This window comes from Streptomyces tagetis (assembly GCF_018069565.1).
Lineage (GTDB): Bacteria > Actinomycetota > Actinomycetes > Streptomycetales > Streptomycetaceae > Streptomyces > Streptomyces tagetis.
Genome location: NZ_JAGPNL010000001.1, coordinates 701,338 through 715,691, shown reverse-complemented (window position 1 = coordinate 715,691; position 14,354 = coordinate 701,338). Strand labels below are relative to the sequence as shown.

Genomic DNA, 14,354 nt, shown 5'->3' with positions numbered 1-14,354 from the left:
TGCCGGCTCGTAGCCTCAAGAGCATGCGCGTGTTGATCGTCGAGGACGAGCCCTATCTGGCAGAAGCCATCCGCGATGGCCTGCGCCTGGAAGCGATCGCGGCCGACATCGCGGGTGACGGCAACACCGCTCTGGAACTGCTGGGCATCAACGCCTACGACATCGCCGTCCTCGACCGCGACATCCCCGGGCCGTCCGGTGACGAGATCGCCCGACACATCGTCGCCTCCGGCAGCGGCATACCGATCCTCATGCTCACCGCGGCCGACCGCCTCGACGACAAGGCCTCCGGGTTCGGACTCGGCGCCGACGACTACCTCACCAAACCGTTCGAGCTGCGAGAGCTCGCACTCCGGCTCAGGGCGCTCGACCGCAGGCGTGCCCACAGCAGACCTCCCGTGCGGGAGATCGCGGGTCTGCGCCTCGACCCGTTCCGCAGAGAGGTCTACCGGGGCAGCCGCTACGTCGCGCTGACCAGGAAGCAGTTCGCCGTGCTCGAAGTCCTCGTCGCCGCCGACGGCGGTGTCGTCAGCGCCGAGGAACTCCTGGAACGCGCGTGGGACGAGAACGCCGACCCGTTCACCAACGCCGTACGCATCACCGTCTCGGCGCTGCGCAAGCGTCTCGGCGAGCCCTGGATCATCGCCACCGTGCCGGGCGTCGGCTACCGCATCGACACAGCACCCGGCACCGGACGTGAGGGAGGAGACCGTGGATAGGGCACCCGGTCTGAGCGTTCGCCTCAAACTCACCCTCAGCTACGCCGGATTCCTCATGGTCGCGGGCGTCTTGCTGCTCGCCACCGTGTGGGTGTTCATCCTGCGCGACGTGAGGGTCGTTTCGAGCCGCCCCGGTGAATTCGTGCCCATCCGCTCCGTCATTCTGGGCGCCTACGCCCCGGCCACAGCCGGGGTGCTGGCCTTCCTTCTGGTATTCGGTCTCCTGGGAGGCTGGGTCCTCGCCGGCCGCATGCTCGCCCCCCTGACCCGCATCACACACGCCACACGCATGGCCACGAACGGCTCACTCTCCCACCGGGTCCGGCTGCCGGGCCGCGAGGACGAGTTCCGCGAACTCGCCGACGCCTTCGACAAGATGCTCGCGCGACTCGAAGCCCACGTCGCCGAACAGCGGAGATTCGCGGCCAACGCCTCTCACGAGTTGCGCACCCCGCTGGCGATCTCGAAGGCACTGCTCGACGTGGCCCGCACCGATCCGGGACACGACACCGGCGAACTCATCGCCCGCCTCCACACCGTCAACACCCGAGCCATCGACCTCACCGAAGCACTGCTCCTGCTCAGCCGCGCCGACCAGCGCTCCTTCACCCGGGAACACGTCGATCTGTCCCTCATGGCGGAAGAAGCCACCGAGACACTCCTCCCCCTCGCCGAGAAGCGTGGCGTCACCCTCGAAACCCGTGGCGACATCGCCCCCACGATCGGATCGCCGGCGCTCCTGCTACAGCTCACCTCGAACCTCGTACACAACGCGATCGTCCACAACCTGCCGGAACAGGGCACCGTGTGGGTGACCACCGGGGTCCGCCCCCAGACAGTGGTGCTCACCGTCGAAAACACCGGCGCGCAGGTCCTCCCGGAGCTGGCCTCGACACTCACCGAACCGTTCCAGCGCGGCACTGAGCGCGTACACACCGACCACGCGGGCGTCGGCCTCGGCCTGGCCATCGTCAAGACCATCACCCGCGCACACGACGGAACACTCACCCTCACCCCGCGCCCCGCCGGCGGCCTCCGCGTCACGGTGGAACTACCCGCGGCATCCCCGCACCCCGACAGATGACGCCTCAGGCAACCGGTGCGCCGCCACGACCACGAAGAGCCCCCGGACCCGCGCGATGCGGGACTTCCGTCACGATCGACGCGGCGCCTCGGTGAACACGGTGCTGTGACGCCAGGCAGCGGCAGCGGCCTCCGTGGTGTGGATGTCGCCGGCCACGACAGTCCTGTCCCTGGGCCAGCGCTGATCCTGCCCGTGCGAAGGAACACTGCGAGAGTTCCGAGAATCCGGGAAGGTGAGTCGGCGGGCGATGCGCGGGAAGGTGCCCGGCCGGCTCAGGCCGCGTCGGTGCGGTGCGCGGTGAAGGTCACCTGGGTGTCGTCGTTGTCGAGCGCGATGTTGAGGGTCGCGTCCAGGGCTTTGGCCAGCTTGGACAGGAGCGGCAGTGTGGGGACGGTGTCGGAGCCCTCGATCCGGGAGATCTTCGCCTGGGTGAGGCCCGCGCGGCCTGCCAGTTCGGTCTGGGTGAGCCCGAGCTCGGTGCGCCGGTCGTACACGGCTTTCGCCAGGGCCATGGACAGCCGGATCTCACGACGGGCCTCCGCCACGTCCTCCGGCTCGGTGAGACCCTCGGCGAGCTTGCGCTCGCGCAGTGTCTTCCAACGGCTGTGGCTCATTGCTCCACCTCCCCTTCCTCGATGGTGCGGACGAACTCTTCGTGGGCCGGGCCGTGCTCGGCCTCACAGACCTTCTGCGCGAGCTTGGCGCGCCTGACCTCGGCATCCTCCCGCATTCTCGTCTTGCGGAAGACGGTCAGCAGGACAGCGGTGCGGTTCGGGGTGAGCCAGTAGGTGATGCGTATGGCGGCACCGTTGAGGGTGGGCCTCAGCTCCCGGACTCCGTCGCCGAGGTAGCGGGCGTAGGGCTCGCCGAGCACGCCGGCATGTTCCGCGAGCAGTCCGACGTATTCGTCGATCTTGAGGAAATGCCTGGCCGGCAGGGCATCCAGCCAGTCCCGCATCTCGGGCTCGAGCTCGATGGTGAGAAGTCCATCCACCCATGCCACATTATATGTCGCCTCCGACATACTCAAGCGCGGGCGCCACCTCGTCATCGACGGCGCGCGTGGAGACCGCGGGTGAGGGCCGTGCCGGACAAGGCGGAGGCGTTCAACGGCTTCTCCCAGTGGACCGGCGGCTCGGCGTCCGTCTCCACGAGTCGACGCCGGTCACCGCGATCGGGCCCCGGTCGGTCACGACGCCCTTCGGTGAGGTGACGGCACGTCATGTTCTGCGCTGCACCGAGGGGTTCACCTCGGAGCTGCCGGGCGAGAAGCGGACCTGGCTGCCGATGAACTCCTCGATGATCGTCTCGGAGCCGCTGCCCGAGGCCGCCTGGCGCACCATCGGCTGGGCGGGCCAGGAGCTGTTCAGCGACCAGACGCACGCCTACCTCTACGGCCAGCGCACCGCCGACGGGCGGATCGCGCTGGGCGGCCGGGGGGTGCCGTACCGGTTCGGCTCCCGGGTGGACGCGGCCGGCGGCACCAGCGCGTCGACGGTGGCCTCGCTGGCGGCGACGCTGGCGCGGCTCTTCCCGGCGGCGGCCTCGGTGCCGGTGGCGCACGCCTGGTCGGGGGTGCTGGCGGTGCCCCGGGACTGGTGCCCCTCGGTCCGCCTCGACCGGGTCACGGGCCTCGGCTGGGCGGGCGGCTTCGTGGGCCAGGGGGTGACGGCCTCGCACCTCGCGGCGCGCACGCTCACCGACCTGGTCCTGGGCGAGGACACCGAGCGCACCCGGCTTCCCTGGACGGGCCGCGGGTCACGCCGGTGGGAGCCGGAGCCGGCCCGCTGGCTCGGCGTGCACGGCATGTACGCGGCCTACCGCGCCGCCGACCGCCAGGAGGAGGACGCCCGGACGACGACCTCGCCGCTGGCCCGGATCGCGGACGTCATCGCCGCGCGGTGAGCGCCGCCCGCCGCGAGCCGCCCGGCAGATGAGACGGGGGGTGCCGGGACGCCGGTGGCCGTCGGGGTACGTACCCCGGGGGTCACCGGCGCCGGCGTTACGCGTGCCCCGCCGGTCACCCGTGTCGGCGTCATGCGTACCCCGCCGGTCACCGGTGTCGGCGTCACACGCACCCCGCCTCACCGACTCACCGACTCGGCGGGCCGCCGAAGAGGTCGACCGCGTCGCGGACCTCGGCCAGGTACGGGGAGAGGGCGCTGACGGAACCGATGGACCCGGCGATCAGCAGCAGGGACCGGCGCAGCCGGGCCACCTCCGGCACCCCGTGCGCCGTCATCGCGGCGAGATCGGCGAGCGCCTCCTCGGCTATGACACGGTCCGGGAAGTCGGCCGGCAGGACCGCGAGCCGACGGCGCAGCCGGGCCACCGCGGCCCGCAGCTCCACCAACCGCACATCCTGATCGCCGGCGGCCACCTGCCGCCGCCCCACACTGCTTCGCACCACAGCCCTCCCCCTCGCACTCCGTTGTGCGCCCCTACGCAGGGAACGTGTCGAGCGTCCCCGTGGTACTTGGCCGGGCTCCGGGGACGCCGGTCAGTAAACGCCACCGAGTGCCTCGGGCGCCACCGCCGGGACGGAAATTCAGCCTCCCGAAAGCCGTTGCGGGTCACGGGGTTTGACCGCCGCTCAGGGTATGCAGGAGCCATGACGGAGTACGAGGAGCAGGTCGCCGGGGTGGTGCTGGCCGCCGGGGGCGGCCGGCGGCTCGGCGGACGGCCGAAAGCCCTGCTCGAACACCGGGGACACCTGCTCGTCGAACACGCGGCCGATGCCCTGCGCGCCGCCGGATGCGCCCGGGTGCATGTGGTCCTCGGGGCGCGTGCGCCGGAGGTACGGGAGCGGGCGGCACTGGAGCGGTGCGTCCTCGTGGACAACCCCGACTGGGAGGAGGGCATGGGCTCCTCACTGCGCGCCGGTCTGGCCTCCCTGGCCCCCACGGGGGCGCGGGCCGCGCTGGTCGCCCTCGTGGACCAGCCGGGGATCGGGGCGGAGGCGACGGCGCGCGTGCGGGCCGCGTACCGGGACGAGAGGTCCCTCGCCGCGGCGGCGTACGCGGGCGTGCGCGGGCACCCGGTGCTGCTCGGGGCGGCGCACTGGGCGGGCGTGACCGCCTCCGCGACCGGGGACCGGGGGGCGCGCGGCTACCTGCGCGCGCACGAGGGGCGGCTCACGCTGGTCGAGTGCGGGGACGTGGCGCGGCCGTACGACATCGACACCCCCGCGGACCTGGGACGACTGGAGTGAGGGGTGCGCCGTCGGCGTCCCGTCCCCCGCCCTCGTACCGACCGCCCCACCCTCCCATTGAGATTCCACAATGAGAAAACTACTATCCGTTGAGCAGAAGCGCCCGGCCGCTCCCCGGGTGCGGAACATCCCATTCGTCCGTGGTGGCATCCGGTGCCGCCGCAGAAGGAAGTGACCGCTCATGTCCGCACCAGCGCCGCCCCCGCCGACCCCGCCGGCCATCGTCGACGCCGAGCCCGTGCCCCGACAGGAGGAAGTCCTCACCGACGCCGCGCTCGCCTTCGTGGCGGAACTGCACCGGCGGTTCACGCCCCGGCGTGACGAACTCCTGGCCCTCCGGGCGGAGCGCCGCGCCGAGATCGCCCGCACCGCCACCCTCGACTTCCTCCCCGAGACCGCCGCGATCCGCGAAGACGACTCCTGGCGGGTGGCCCCGGCGCCGCCCGCGCTGGAGGACCGCCGGGTCGAGATCACCGGCCCCACCGACCGCAGGATGACCGTCAACGCGCTCAACTCGGGCGCCCGCATCTGGCTCGCCGACTTCGAGGACGCCTCCGCGCCGACCTGGGAGAACGTCGTCCTGGGCCAGCTCAACCTGACCGATGCCCACCGCCGGGGCATCGACTTCACGGACGAGCGGACCGGCAAGTCGTACGCGCTGCGCCCGGACGAGGAACTGGCGACGGTCGTCGTGCGCCCGCGCGGCTGGCACCTGGACGAACGGCATCTGCGGGTCGGTGACACGCCGGTGCCCGGCGCCCTCGTCGACTTCGGCCTCTACTTCTTCCACAACGCCCGCCACCTGATCGAGCGGGGCAAGGGCCCGTACTTCTATCTCCCGAAGACCGAATCGCACCTGGAGGCCCGCCTCTGGAACGACGTCTTCGTCTTCGCCCAGGACCACCTGGGCATCCCGCGAGGCACGATCCGGGCGACCGTCCTGATCGAGACGATCACCGCCGCGTTCGAGATGGAGGAGATCCTCTGGGAACTGCGCGAGCACGCCTCGGGGCTGAACGCCGGCCGCTGGGACTACCTCTTCTCCATCGTCAAGAACTTCCGTGACGCCGGGGGGAAGTTCGTGCTGCCGGACCGCAACGCGGTCACCATGACGGCCCCGTTCATGCGCGCCTACACCGAACTCCTCGTACGCACCTGCCACAAGCGCGGCGCGCACGCGATCGGCGGCATGGCGGCCTTCATCCCCTCCCGCCGGGACGCCGAGGTCAACCGGGTGGCCTTCGAGAAGGTCCGGGCCGACAAGGACCGCGAGGCCGGTGACGGCTTCGACGGCTCCTGGGTCGCCCACCCCGACCTGGTCCCGATCGCCGGGGAGTGCTTCGACAAGGTGCTCGGCGACCGGCCGCACCAGAAGGACCGGCTCCGCGAGGACGTCGACGTCACGGCGGCCGACCTGCTCGCCGTCGACTCCCTCGACGCCCGGCCGACCCACGCGGGCCTGGTCAACGCGGTGCAGGTCGGCATCCGCTACATCGAGGCGTGGCTGCGCGGCGTCGGCGCGGTGGCCATCTTCGGCCTGATGGAGGACGCGGCCACGGCGGAGATCTCCCGTTCGCAGATCTGGCAGTGGATCAACGCGGGCGTCGTCCTCGACACCGGCGAGCGGGTCACCGCCGACCTCGTCCGCCGGATCGCCGCCGGGGAACTGGCGGCGATCCGCGCCGAGGCCGGGGAGGAGGCGTTCGCCGCGGGCGACTGGCAGCAGGCACACGACCTGTTGCTGACCGTCTCCCTCGACGAGGACTACGCCGACTTCCTGACGGTCCCGGCGTACGAGCGGCTCCGGGGCTGAGCGCCCCTCGCCGCCGGGCGGCCCTCAGGGGTGTCAGCCCAGGTGGGCCGACCAGTCCGGTTCCGCGGCGGGCCGGCCGTGCAGGTCGGGGACGCGCTTGAGCCAGTCGGGCCGGCCGCGCCGGGTCCGCTCCGCGCGCCGGCCCTCCTCGGCGGCCAGTTCCTCGCGGCCCGGGAAGTCGGTGGGCAGCCACCGCTCGGACGCCTTCACCCGGGCCGAGAGGTAGCCGGCGTAGGCCGCGCGCACCTCCTCGGGGCCCGCGAAGCCCGGCTCGCCGGCCAGCCAGGCGTCGGGCACCTGGGCAACGATCGCGCGCAGCAGTTCGTCGGTGACCTGGGGCGCCAGCTCGGCGTCGGCGGCCCGGACGTCGGGGGCACTGTGGCCGAGGGCGTGGTGGCGGAAGTCGTACGCCTTCTCCGGCGCCGAGGTGTCCCAGCGGTGGTGGAAGACGAGGGCGGCCCCGTGGTCGATGAGCCACAGCCGCGCGGGGGCGGTGCCGAAGGTGGGCCAGACCATGAGGTTGGAGCTGTGCACGGTGCGGTCCACGTTCACGGTGAGCGCGTCCAGCCAGACGATCCGCCCGGCCTCCTCGGGGCCGACCGGGAACCTCTTGGCGACCTCGGGCGTGTAGTCGGCGGCGCCCGGCAGGTAGTCCATGCCGAGGTTGAGCCCGGCGCTCGCGGACAGCATCTCCCGCACCTCCTGGTGCGGCTCGTGCGCGGCGATCTCCGGGTCGAACCAGGCGAGGACCAGCTCGGGCACCCGCAGCCCGAGCGCCCGCGCCAGCTCCCCGACGATCACCTCGGCGACCAGCGCCTTGCGCCCCTGCGCGGAGCCGGTGAACTTCACGACGTATGTCCCCAGATCATCGGCCTCGACAATCCCGGGCACGGAGCCACCGGAGCGCAGGGGCTCGATGTAGCGGGTCGCGGTTACCTCGGTCAGCATATTCCAAGGCTCCAAAGATCCATTACCTTATATTCCACGCCAACTCCCACGCGGTGCGATCCAGGGAAAACCTCTCCGATCCGTCAAAGGGCGGTGCGCCCCTTACTTCCCGCCTCCGGCATGAAATGAGCATAGTAACCAAGCGTGACAGTCGACGAGAAGGGCTGAGCCACGGCACCAACGTCACCGGCTCCCACATGATCGAGGCGTACATGCGCCGCAGCACACGGAAGCCGTCTCTTTGAGACGCCTCCCAGGCAGGCTAGGCCGACATCGCGGCCACAGCCGATCACTACCGGTCACACGGCCGTCCACGATCCCGCCAAGCTCCTCCCGGACGTCGGGGGCTGCCTCACCGATGTCGCCATGCTCCGGGCTGAGCCCACTCCGTTCGGGCCGGTGTCCTCAGACCCGACCGTCTCCCGACTGATCGGAACGCTCGCCGCCGCAGGCAAGAAGGCTCTGGACGCTGTCCGCCGTGGACCGAGTCGACGGGGGAACTCCTCGCAATCCAAGCACACCCACTGACAACACCTCCACGCCCGCTGAGCCCGACTAAAGTCGCCAACATGACCCAACCACTCCAGCACCTCAGAGCCACCCCCTCCGTAAAGAAACAGCAAAGGCCCCGCTGAACAGCAGGTCAGGAAGAGTCTTCCCCACGTGCGTGGGGGTGTTCCGGCCATCGACGTAGCGACCGACCGTGTCTTCAAGTCTTCCCCACGTGCGTGGGGGTGTTCCGTCCATCACCCTGCCGCCCGGCAAGTGGACCGCGTCTTCCCCACGTGCGTGGGGGTGTTCCGCAACTCGCCCCGTTCGGCAAGGGCCTCGTCGGGTCTTCCCCACGTGCGTGGGGGTGTTCCACCGAAGCCCCGGGGGCCGACCACCACGAAAACGTCTTCCCCACGTGCGTGGGGGTGTTCCGACGGATGAGCTTCTTGCGCTCGGGGGTGGGGTGTCTTCCCCACGTGCGTGGGGGTGTTCCGAGGCAGCTCCTGACGGGAGCGGGTGCCCGCGCGTCTTCCCCACGTGCGTGGGGGTGTTCCGGAGTTCTTCAAGCGGCTCATCGACCGCATGTCGTCTTCCCCACGTGCGTGGGGGTGTTCCGCCTCCCTCTGGGAGTTTTCAACTGGCACAGGGGTCTTCCCCACGTGCGTGGGGGTGTTCCGGCGCCGCGCTCGATGATGTCGCCCTGCAGGTCGTCTTCCCCACGTGCGTGGGGGTGTTCCGACGGCTGCGGTGAAGTTGACCGCGCCGACCGGGTCTTCCCCACGTGCGTGGGGGTGTTCCGTTTCTTCGCCCCGTATCCGAGCGTCTCCTCGTGTCTTCCCCACGTGCGTGGGGGTGTTCCGCTCCCAGGTCGACATCGTCCAGGCCGTCGGCCGTCTTCCCCACGTGCGTGGGGGTGTTCCGCCCCGCCCAACATCTTCGGGTACACGGCGGTCGTCTTCCCCACGTGCGTGGGGGTGTTCCGGGATTCCCCAAGTCCCCGCAAGTCCCCGCATCGTCTTCCCCACGTGCGTGGGGGTGTTCCCCGTTCTCTCCCTCTCCGTCGGACACCGGAAGCGTCTTCCCCACGTGCGTGGGGGTGTTCCGGCCACCGGCATGACCGATGCCGAGGCCCGCCAGTCTTCCCCACGTGCGTGGGGGTGTTCCGGGCCGGAACGTAGTCCAGGGCCTGTGGTCCGGGTCTTCCCCACGTGCGTGGGGGTGTTCCGTCGCTGACCGAGCCGAGGTCCAGGCCGCCGTAGTCTTCCCCACGTGCGTTGGGGTGTTCCGGCGACCCGTGGGCCACCAACACCCAACAGCACGTATTCCCCACATGCGTGGGGGTGTTCCGTGGCGCTGGGTCAGGATGCCGGCTTCCAGGCAGTCTTCCCCACGTGCGTGGGGGTGTTCCGATGCACGAGCTGGCCAAGGCCACCGGCATGACGTCTTCTCCACGTGCGCGGGGGTGTTCCGGCGACGGCGACCTTGCCGACGCCGGGCTCGCCGTCTTCCCCACGTGCGTGGGGGTGCTCCGTTCTGCGTCCTGTGCCTGTCCGGTGAGCACGAGTCTTCCCCACGTGCGTGGGGGTGTGTTCCGGCGGACGAGAAGGGCGCCCTCACGGCGCTGGCCGGAGCCGAACGGTCTTCCCCACGTGCGTGGGGGTGTTCCGTGGCTCCAGGAGTCGATGATCAGGACGACGAGGTCTTCCCCACGTGCGTGGGGGTGCTCCGTCGAGGCAGTTGCCGTTCCGGTTCCACACCGCCTACCGGGAGGCGCCGTCACTGCGGTGGGGGCACGCCCTGGACAGGGCGTTGAACGCCTCCCGGGACAACGTGCCTGCTCTGCGGGGGCGGACGCTCATCCTGATCGACACCTCCAGGTCCATGCGCGACGTGCTGTCCAGGGACAGCAGCGTGCGCCGCTGGGACGTCGCCACGCTGTTCGGCGTGGCCCTCGCCCACCGGTGTGACCCGGCGCACGTGGTGTCGTACTCCGCGGCGGGGTGGAACGTCCGCCGGCGCACAAAGGCGTTTCCGATGGTGCGGGGTGAGTCGGTGCTGCGCAGCATCGAGAGGTGGGAGCGGGACGGCTTCTTCCTCGGCGGCGGCACGGAAACGGCCATGGCGCTGCGGGACACGTTCGACGGGCATGACCGCGTCGTCATCGTCACCGACGAGCAGACGGCAGACTCGGGCGCCGCGACGCAGATCCCGGCTTCTGTGCCCCTCTACACGTGGAACCTCGCTGGCTACCGGGTCGGGCGCGGTCCGTCCGGCAACGGGAACCGGCACACTTTCAGGGGGCTGACCGACGCCGCGTTCCGGCTGATCCCGATGATGGAGGCAGGACACACCGCGGCCTGGCCCTGGGAGTAAGCAGTCTGCCCAGAGCGGCCGAGAAGGGGGCGGGGGCGTGAACTCCCCCGCCCCGCCGTTCTCCAGGGGGAGGCGGCGGGGGCGGGCTCGGGAGTAGCGTTCTGAGCGTCGAGGCCAGAACGGAGAACCAGTATGCCCCTAACCAGCGATGAGCACATCGGGCAACGAGTCCGTATCGCCCGCAATGCTGCCGGATTCACCCAGGTTGAGCTGGGGGATTTCATTGAACGTACGCCAGATTGGGTGGCGAGCGTCGAGAACGGCCGTCTAGCGCTTGACCGATACTCCGTCATCACCGCGATCGCTGAGTGCTGCGACGTGGATGTCGTGTGGCTGCTCGGGCAGCCCTACCGGCTCCAGCGGGGCGGCGGGGCGCTCGCTCACGCGTACATCCCCGCTCTGCGGACTGGCCTGCGCCGCTCGGGGTTGATCCTTTCCGGGCATCCCGGGCTCAGCCCTTCCGCGACCCCTGTGGGGATGGCAGCGCTGCACAGCCGGGCCGGCGAGGCGGCGGATGCCCGGCAGGCCGCAAACCTGCCCAAGGTGGCGGAACTCCTCCCGCCGCTCGTCGAGGACCTGAACACGGCCCTGCTGAGCGTTGACGGCCTGGCGCGGGAGGAGACGTTACGCCTCCTCGCGGACGTGGCCCGGACGTCGCGCATGTGCCTCAATCAGCTCGGGTACCCCGATCTCGCCTGGAGCGCGGCCGAGGTCGCCGCCGGCTCGGCAACACAGCTCGGAGACCCCGTCGCCCAGGCCGCAGTCGCCTGGGACCGGTGCGGCGCCCTGCTGCACCAAGCCACCCTGCGCGAGGCCGTCGCGGTCGCGGACGCCGCGCTGCGCGACCTGGAGCCGCTCGCCAGTGCACGCAACGCCGACAACCGGGCTGTGTCCCTTCGCGGGGCGCTACACCTGAGAGCCGCCATCGGTCATGCACGGGGAAGGAACGCCGATGACGCCTGGGCGCGCATCGACGCCGCTCTGGCCGATGCCGACCGTCTCGGTGACGACTGGTACGACCTGGACGCCTACACGGTCTTCGGGCAAGGCACCGTCGCCGTTCACGCGGCCGAGGCCGGGGTCGAGGTCGACCAGCCCGACACCGGGCTCAAGCGTGTTCCGAGGGCCAACGTGGCCGCTATCCCGAGCAAGGAGCGCAAGACCCACTTCGCCATCGATGAGGCCCGCGCGCTCCACCGGATGGGGCGCAGCGCGGCGGCCGTGGTGAAGCTGCGCGCGGCGGCTGGGCAGGCGCCGTACTACGTCTACGCCGACCCGATGGCGCGTGCCTTGGTGTCCGACCTCGCCCGTGTCGGGGTGCCGTCCCAGGCAGCCATGTTGTCTGGGCTGATCCGGAACATGGAGCTGGTCCGGTAGTGGCGCTCGGGGGCGTTCAGAGGGCGCGCGGCATCGCCGAACGCCCCGAAGTGCCCCCTAGGAAAAAATAGGGGCGCGGGGCCGCGGGTGCGGAACGGTAGGCGCATCACCGTTCGCAACTGAGTGATCACCTGGGGGTATCGGCGATGGAGCCGATCAGCACCCGCGACCCTGCCACTGCGGCACGGGCGTATCTTTCACTGGGCTGGCCTCTCACACTGGGGCATCGCTACCGGCCTCGCCAGGGGTGTACCTGCGCGAGGGCCGAATGCGCTCTGCCTGGTGCTCATCCCCGGACCGGGGAGTTCCCCCGGCTCCACGAGGACACGGTCGACGAGGTCGTGCCGACGGCCCCGGGATCGGCCCTCATCGCCACCACCGCCCGATTCGACGCGATCGTGGTCCCGCGCATGCTGGGTGTGGCCGCCATGGTCGAGTTGGACCGACGGGCCCCGACGCCGTGCTTCTTCACCAAGGATCACTGCGCTCTGCTCGTACTGCCGGCCACGGGGCACCATGCCATCGTCGACGACGACATAGACGTGCACACCGGACCGGACGGGTGGGTGGCGCTCCCGCCGAGCCACGACGTCCGGTGGGATACCCCTCCGTGGCTGGAAGGCACAGCCACGCCCCGTGAGTTGCTGAACGGCTGGCAGATCCGTCCGGTGCTCGAAATGGCCTTCCGAATGTCCAGATCGGGGGCCCGATGAACCGCCGCGCAGTGGGGGATCTCGCCGACCGGCAGTTAGCCGTCATCCGGTGGCTCCTGACCGCTGTGCGGGACGAGCACCAGGTGTGGGAGGACTGGGGGCAAGGGGACACCGCGCTCTTCCCGTGCAACGTTCGCTTCACCGCTGTGCGGGTGCCGGGCCCGCTGGTGTGGTCCGCCGCCGGTACCCGTGACCTCTCGAAAGCCGACGCGTTCCTCAAAGGCTTCTTCAGCGGCGGCGGGGCAGTGTCCCTGGACCGCAGACAGTGCACGTACTACGCGCTTGTGCCCCCGTCGGTGAAGTGGCCGCTGGCGGCCGGGCGGGACACCGTGGAGATGCTGACCCGCAGTCACTTCCTGGGCCTACCCGCCGTCCACCGCACAGAACCCGGCCGCGGAGCCTACTGGAGCCTGCCCTTGGAGGTTCCGGGCGGCCTGTGTGACGTTGAGGCCGTCGCCGCCCTGGTACGGCTTGGCCGGCAGGCCGTTGCCCTGGAAGAGGAAGAGCAGTGACCCGGCCGGCCGCCAGCCGAGCGCGGGCAGGTCGAGGTAGCCGTCGCCGCGGGGCGGGCGTGAGGCCGGACAGCCCCATCGGCCAGACCCTCTACGTGCTCGCCCTGGCCCTTGTGCTCGGCGCTCTCCTCGTCGGCATCGCCACGGCGTAGACCACCGCGCGGTGGCCGCTCGCCCAGCGGCCCATCAGACCCCGCCCGCCTCCCGGTTGCCACCTCACTGCCCGAGGGGGCGGGCGGACCAACGCACCATCAGGGGGACCCCATGGCTGCCCACAGCCTCGTGTTACCGCCCGCACCGCCGGGCATCGTGCCGTACATCGCCGGGTGGAGCCGGGAGACGCTGGTCACGCCCCGGCTCACCTCCTGCGGAGGTCGGCTGGCGTTCGTGGACGAGTCGCACCTCGACCGTGACTCCTGGGGGACGCTGTGGGTGCGGCCGACGCTGCTCCCGAAGGGCCGGCGGGGTGAGCCGCGGCTGCGGGAGGTGCACCCCTACCGGCAGCGGCGGGCGATGCGGGACGGGCTGTGCCAGGTCTGCGCGCGGTCCCCGGACGACCCCGCCGCGCCGCTCCTGTTTCTCCTGCGCGGGGACAACCCGATCAGGGAGAGGGAGCGGACGGCGAGTCCGCCGGTGTGCCTGCCGTGCGCGGGGATCTCCGTGCAGCTCTGCCCGTACCTGCTGCGGCACCACGTCGCGGCCACGGCGGACAGCGCGCCGGCATGGGGCTTGGCCGGCATCGTGCACGACCCGGTGACCCTCCGGCCGATGGGCGGCGACGAACAGGTCGTGTACGGCTCGCCGGCCGCGTCCTGGGTGGTGGCCGGGCGCATGGTCGTCGAGCTGCACGGCGTGACACCAGTCGACCTGAAGGTCGAGTTTGCGCGACTGGGTCGGGACCGGCTGGAAAAGGAGTTCGCTCGGGTCGAGGTGCCGGCGGCTGCCTGACGCTGCGCCGGACCACCCGCCCGCTTCGCCCCCTGTACTGCTCTCGTCCTGTGCAGCGCGTTCGCCGGTCACCCTCGGCGCGCACCGCGCGGCGGACCAAGGCGGCTCTTGTCCGGCCGCCTGCCCCATCACGCACCCCGAACGCGCGACCAGCACCCGTAGGA

Annotated in this window: 13 protein-coding genes, 2 pseudogenes and 1 CRISPR repeat array; of the genes and pseudogenes, 11 read left to right on the top strand and 4 right to left on the bottom strand. The window is 71.0% G+C overall.

All coding sequences use genetic code 11. From position 1 onward, the window contains the following. Positions 1 to 23: 23 nt before the first annotated feature. Entirely contained in the window at positions 24 to 719 is a 696-nt protein-coding gene (locus tag J5Y05_RS03045; RefSeq protein WP_210868165.1) for a response regulator transcription factor, read from the top strand. Next, positions 712 to 1,803, top strand: a complete 1,092-nt coding sequence (locus J5Y05_RS03040; protein ID WP_210868164.1) for a sensor histidine kinase — start codon at positions 712 to 714, stop codon at positions 1,801 to 1,803. The genes J5Y05_RS03045 and J5Y05_RS03040 overlap by 8 nt, the downstream gene beginning before the upstream one ends. A 272-nt stretch (positions 1,804 to 2,075) precedes the next feature. On the opposite strand, the gene J5Y05_RS03035 is transcribed toward J5Y05_RS03040, so the two are convergent. Together J5Y05_RS03035 and J5Y05_RS03030 are read right to left on the bottom strand one after the other, a co-directional pair. Then, on the bottom strand, positions 2,076 to 2,417 hold the full coding sequence (locus tag J5Y05_RS03035) for a helix-turn-helix domain-containing protein (protein WP_210868163.1): 342 nt from the start codon (positions 2,415 to 2,417) through the stop codon (positions 2,076 to 2,078). Next, the gene (locus J5Y05_RS03030; RefSeq protein WP_307853678.1) at positions 2,414 to 2,797 is read right to left on the bottom strand and encodes a type II toxin-antitoxin system RelE/ParE family toxin; all 384 of its coding nucleotides are present in this window, start codon (positions 2,795 to 2,797) and stop codon (positions 2,414 to 2,416) included. Before J5Y05_RS03030 ends, J5Y05_RS03035 begins: the two co-directional genes overlap by 4 nt. Positions 2,798 to 2,907: 110 nt before the next feature. Here J5Y05_RS03030 and J5Y05_RS03025 point away from each other — a divergent pair. Then, positions 2,908 to 3,708 (top strand): annotated as a pseudogene (locus J5Y05_RS03025) (NAD(P)/FAD-dependent oxidoreductase); the annotation flags it as partial. Positions 3,709 to 3,895: 187 nt separating this feature from the next. Here the strand turns inward: J5Y05_RS03025 and J5Y05_RS03020 are convergent. Continuing rightward, positions 3,896 to 4,210: a DUF5955 family protein gene (locus tag J5Y05_RS03020; protein WP_210868161.1), complete on the bottom strand. Its 315-nt coding sequence runs from the start codon at positions 4,208 to 4,210 to the stop codon at positions 3,896 to 3,898. A 204-nt stretch (positions 4,211 to 4,414) separates the two neighbouring features. Here J5Y05_RS03020 and J5Y05_RS03015 point away from each other — a divergent pair, with 204 nt between their 5' ends. Both J5Y05_RS03015 and aceB read left to right on the top strand, forming a co-directional pair. Continuing rightward, positions 4,415 to 5,014: a nucleotidyltransferase family protein gene (locus tag J5Y05_RS03015; RefSeq protein WP_210868160.1), complete on the top strand. Its 600-nt coding sequence runs from the start codon at positions 4,415 to 4,417 to the stop codon at positions 5,012 to 5,014. A gap of 181 nt (positions 5,015 to 5,195) precedes the next feature. Further along, on the top strand, positions 5,196 to 6,827 hold the full coding sequence (gene aceB, locus J5Y05_RS03010; protein WP_210868159.1) for a malate synthase A: 1,632 nt from the start codon (positions 5,196 to 5,198) through the stop codon (positions 6,825 to 6,827). A gap of 33 nt (positions 6,828 to 6,860) precedes the next feature. On the opposite strand, the gene J5Y05_RS03005 is transcribed toward aceB, so the two are convergent. Continuing rightward, entirely contained in the window at positions 6,861 to 7,775 is a 915-nt protein-coding gene (locus J5Y05_RS03005; RefSeq protein WP_210868158.1) for a HipA family kinase, read from the bottom strand. Positions 7,776 to 8,081: 306 nt separating this feature from the next. Between J5Y05_RS03005 and J5Y05_RS03000 the strand changes: the two are divergent. The 6 genes and pseudogenes from J5Y05_RS03000 to J5Y05_RS02975 all read left to right on the top strand — a co-directional run. Beyond that, positions 8,082 to 8,264 (top strand): annotated as a pseudogene (locus J5Y05_RS03000) (IS1380 family transposase); the annotation flags it as partial. 163 nt (positions 8,265 to 8,427) lie between these two features. Further along, a CRISPR array of direct repeats spans positions 8,428 to 9,995; the repeat unit is 29 nt; unit sequence GTCTTCCCCACGTGCGTGGGGGTGTTCCG. A 102-nt stretch (positions 9,996 to 10,097) separates the two neighbouring features. Then, positions 10,098 to 10,640: a vWA domain-containing protein gene (locus J5Y05_RS02995; RefSeq protein WP_210868157.1), complete on the top strand. Its 543-nt coding sequence runs from the start codon at positions 10,098 to 10,100 to the stop codon at positions 10,638 to 10,640. Between the two features lie 132 nt (positions 10,641 to 10,772). After that, positions 10,773 to 12,017, top strand: a complete 1,245-nt coding sequence (locus tag J5Y05_RS02990) for a helix-turn-helix domain-containing protein (RefSeq protein WP_210868156.1) — start codon at positions 10,773 to 10,775, stop codon at positions 12,015 to 12,017. A gap of 341 nt (positions 12,018 to 12,358) precedes the next feature. Next, a complete protein-coding gene (locus J5Y05_RS02985; RefSeq protein WP_210868155.1) occupies positions 12,359 to 12,730 on the top strand; it encodes a hypothetical protein in 372 nt (123 codons plus the stop codon). Then, positions 12,727 to 13,242 carry a hypothetical protein gene (locus J5Y05_RS02980; RefSeq protein ID WP_210868154.1) on the top strand — a complete coding sequence of 172 codons (516 nt, stop codon included), beginning with the start codon at positions 12,727 to 12,729 and terminating at the stop codon, positions 13,240 to 13,242. The genes J5Y05_RS02985 and J5Y05_RS02980 overlap by 4 nt, the downstream gene beginning before the upstream one ends. Positions 13,243 to 13,506: 264 nt before the next feature. Further along, entirely contained in the window at positions 13,507 to 14,190 is a 684-nt protein-coding gene (locus J5Y05_RS02975; RefSeq protein ID WP_210868153.1) for a hypothetical protein, read from the top strand. Positions 14,191 to 14,354: the final 164 nt, after the last annotated feature.

Bases quoted from the DNA above. Each gene is read 5' to 3' on its own strand.
- J5Y05_RS02975 (WP_210868153.1), top strand. From the start codon at position 13,507: ATGGCTGCCCACAGCCTCGTGTTACCGCCCGCACCGCCGGGCATCGTG.
- aceB (WP_210868159.1), top strand. From the start codon at position 5,196: ATGTCCGCACCAGCGCCGCCCCCGCCGACCCCGCCGGCCATCGTCGAC.
- J5Y05_RS02980 (WP_210868154.1), top strand. From the start codon at position 12,727: ATGAACCGCCGCGCAGTGGGGGATCTCGCCGACCGGCAGTTAGCCGTC.
- J5Y05_RS03035 (WP_210868163.1), bottom strand. From the start codon at position 2,417: ATGAGCCACAGCCGTTGGAAGACACTGCGCGAGCGCAAGCTCGCCGAG.
- J5Y05_RS03045 (WP_210868165.1), top strand. From the start codon at position 24: ATGCGCGTGTTGATCGTCGAGGACGAGCCCTATCTGGCAGAAGCCATC.
- J5Y05_RS03015 (WP_210868160.1), top strand. From the start codon at position 4,415: ATGACGGAGTACGAGGAGCAGGTCGCCGGGGTGGTGCTGGCCGCCGGG.
- J5Y05_RS02990 (WP_210868156.1), top strand. From the start codon at position 10,773: ATGCCCCTAACCAGCGATGAGCACATCGGGCAACGAGTCCGTATCGCC.
- J5Y05_RS03005 (WP_210868158.1), bottom strand. From the start codon at position 7,775: ATGCTGACCGAGGTAACCGCGACCCGCTACATCGAGCCCCTGCGCTCC.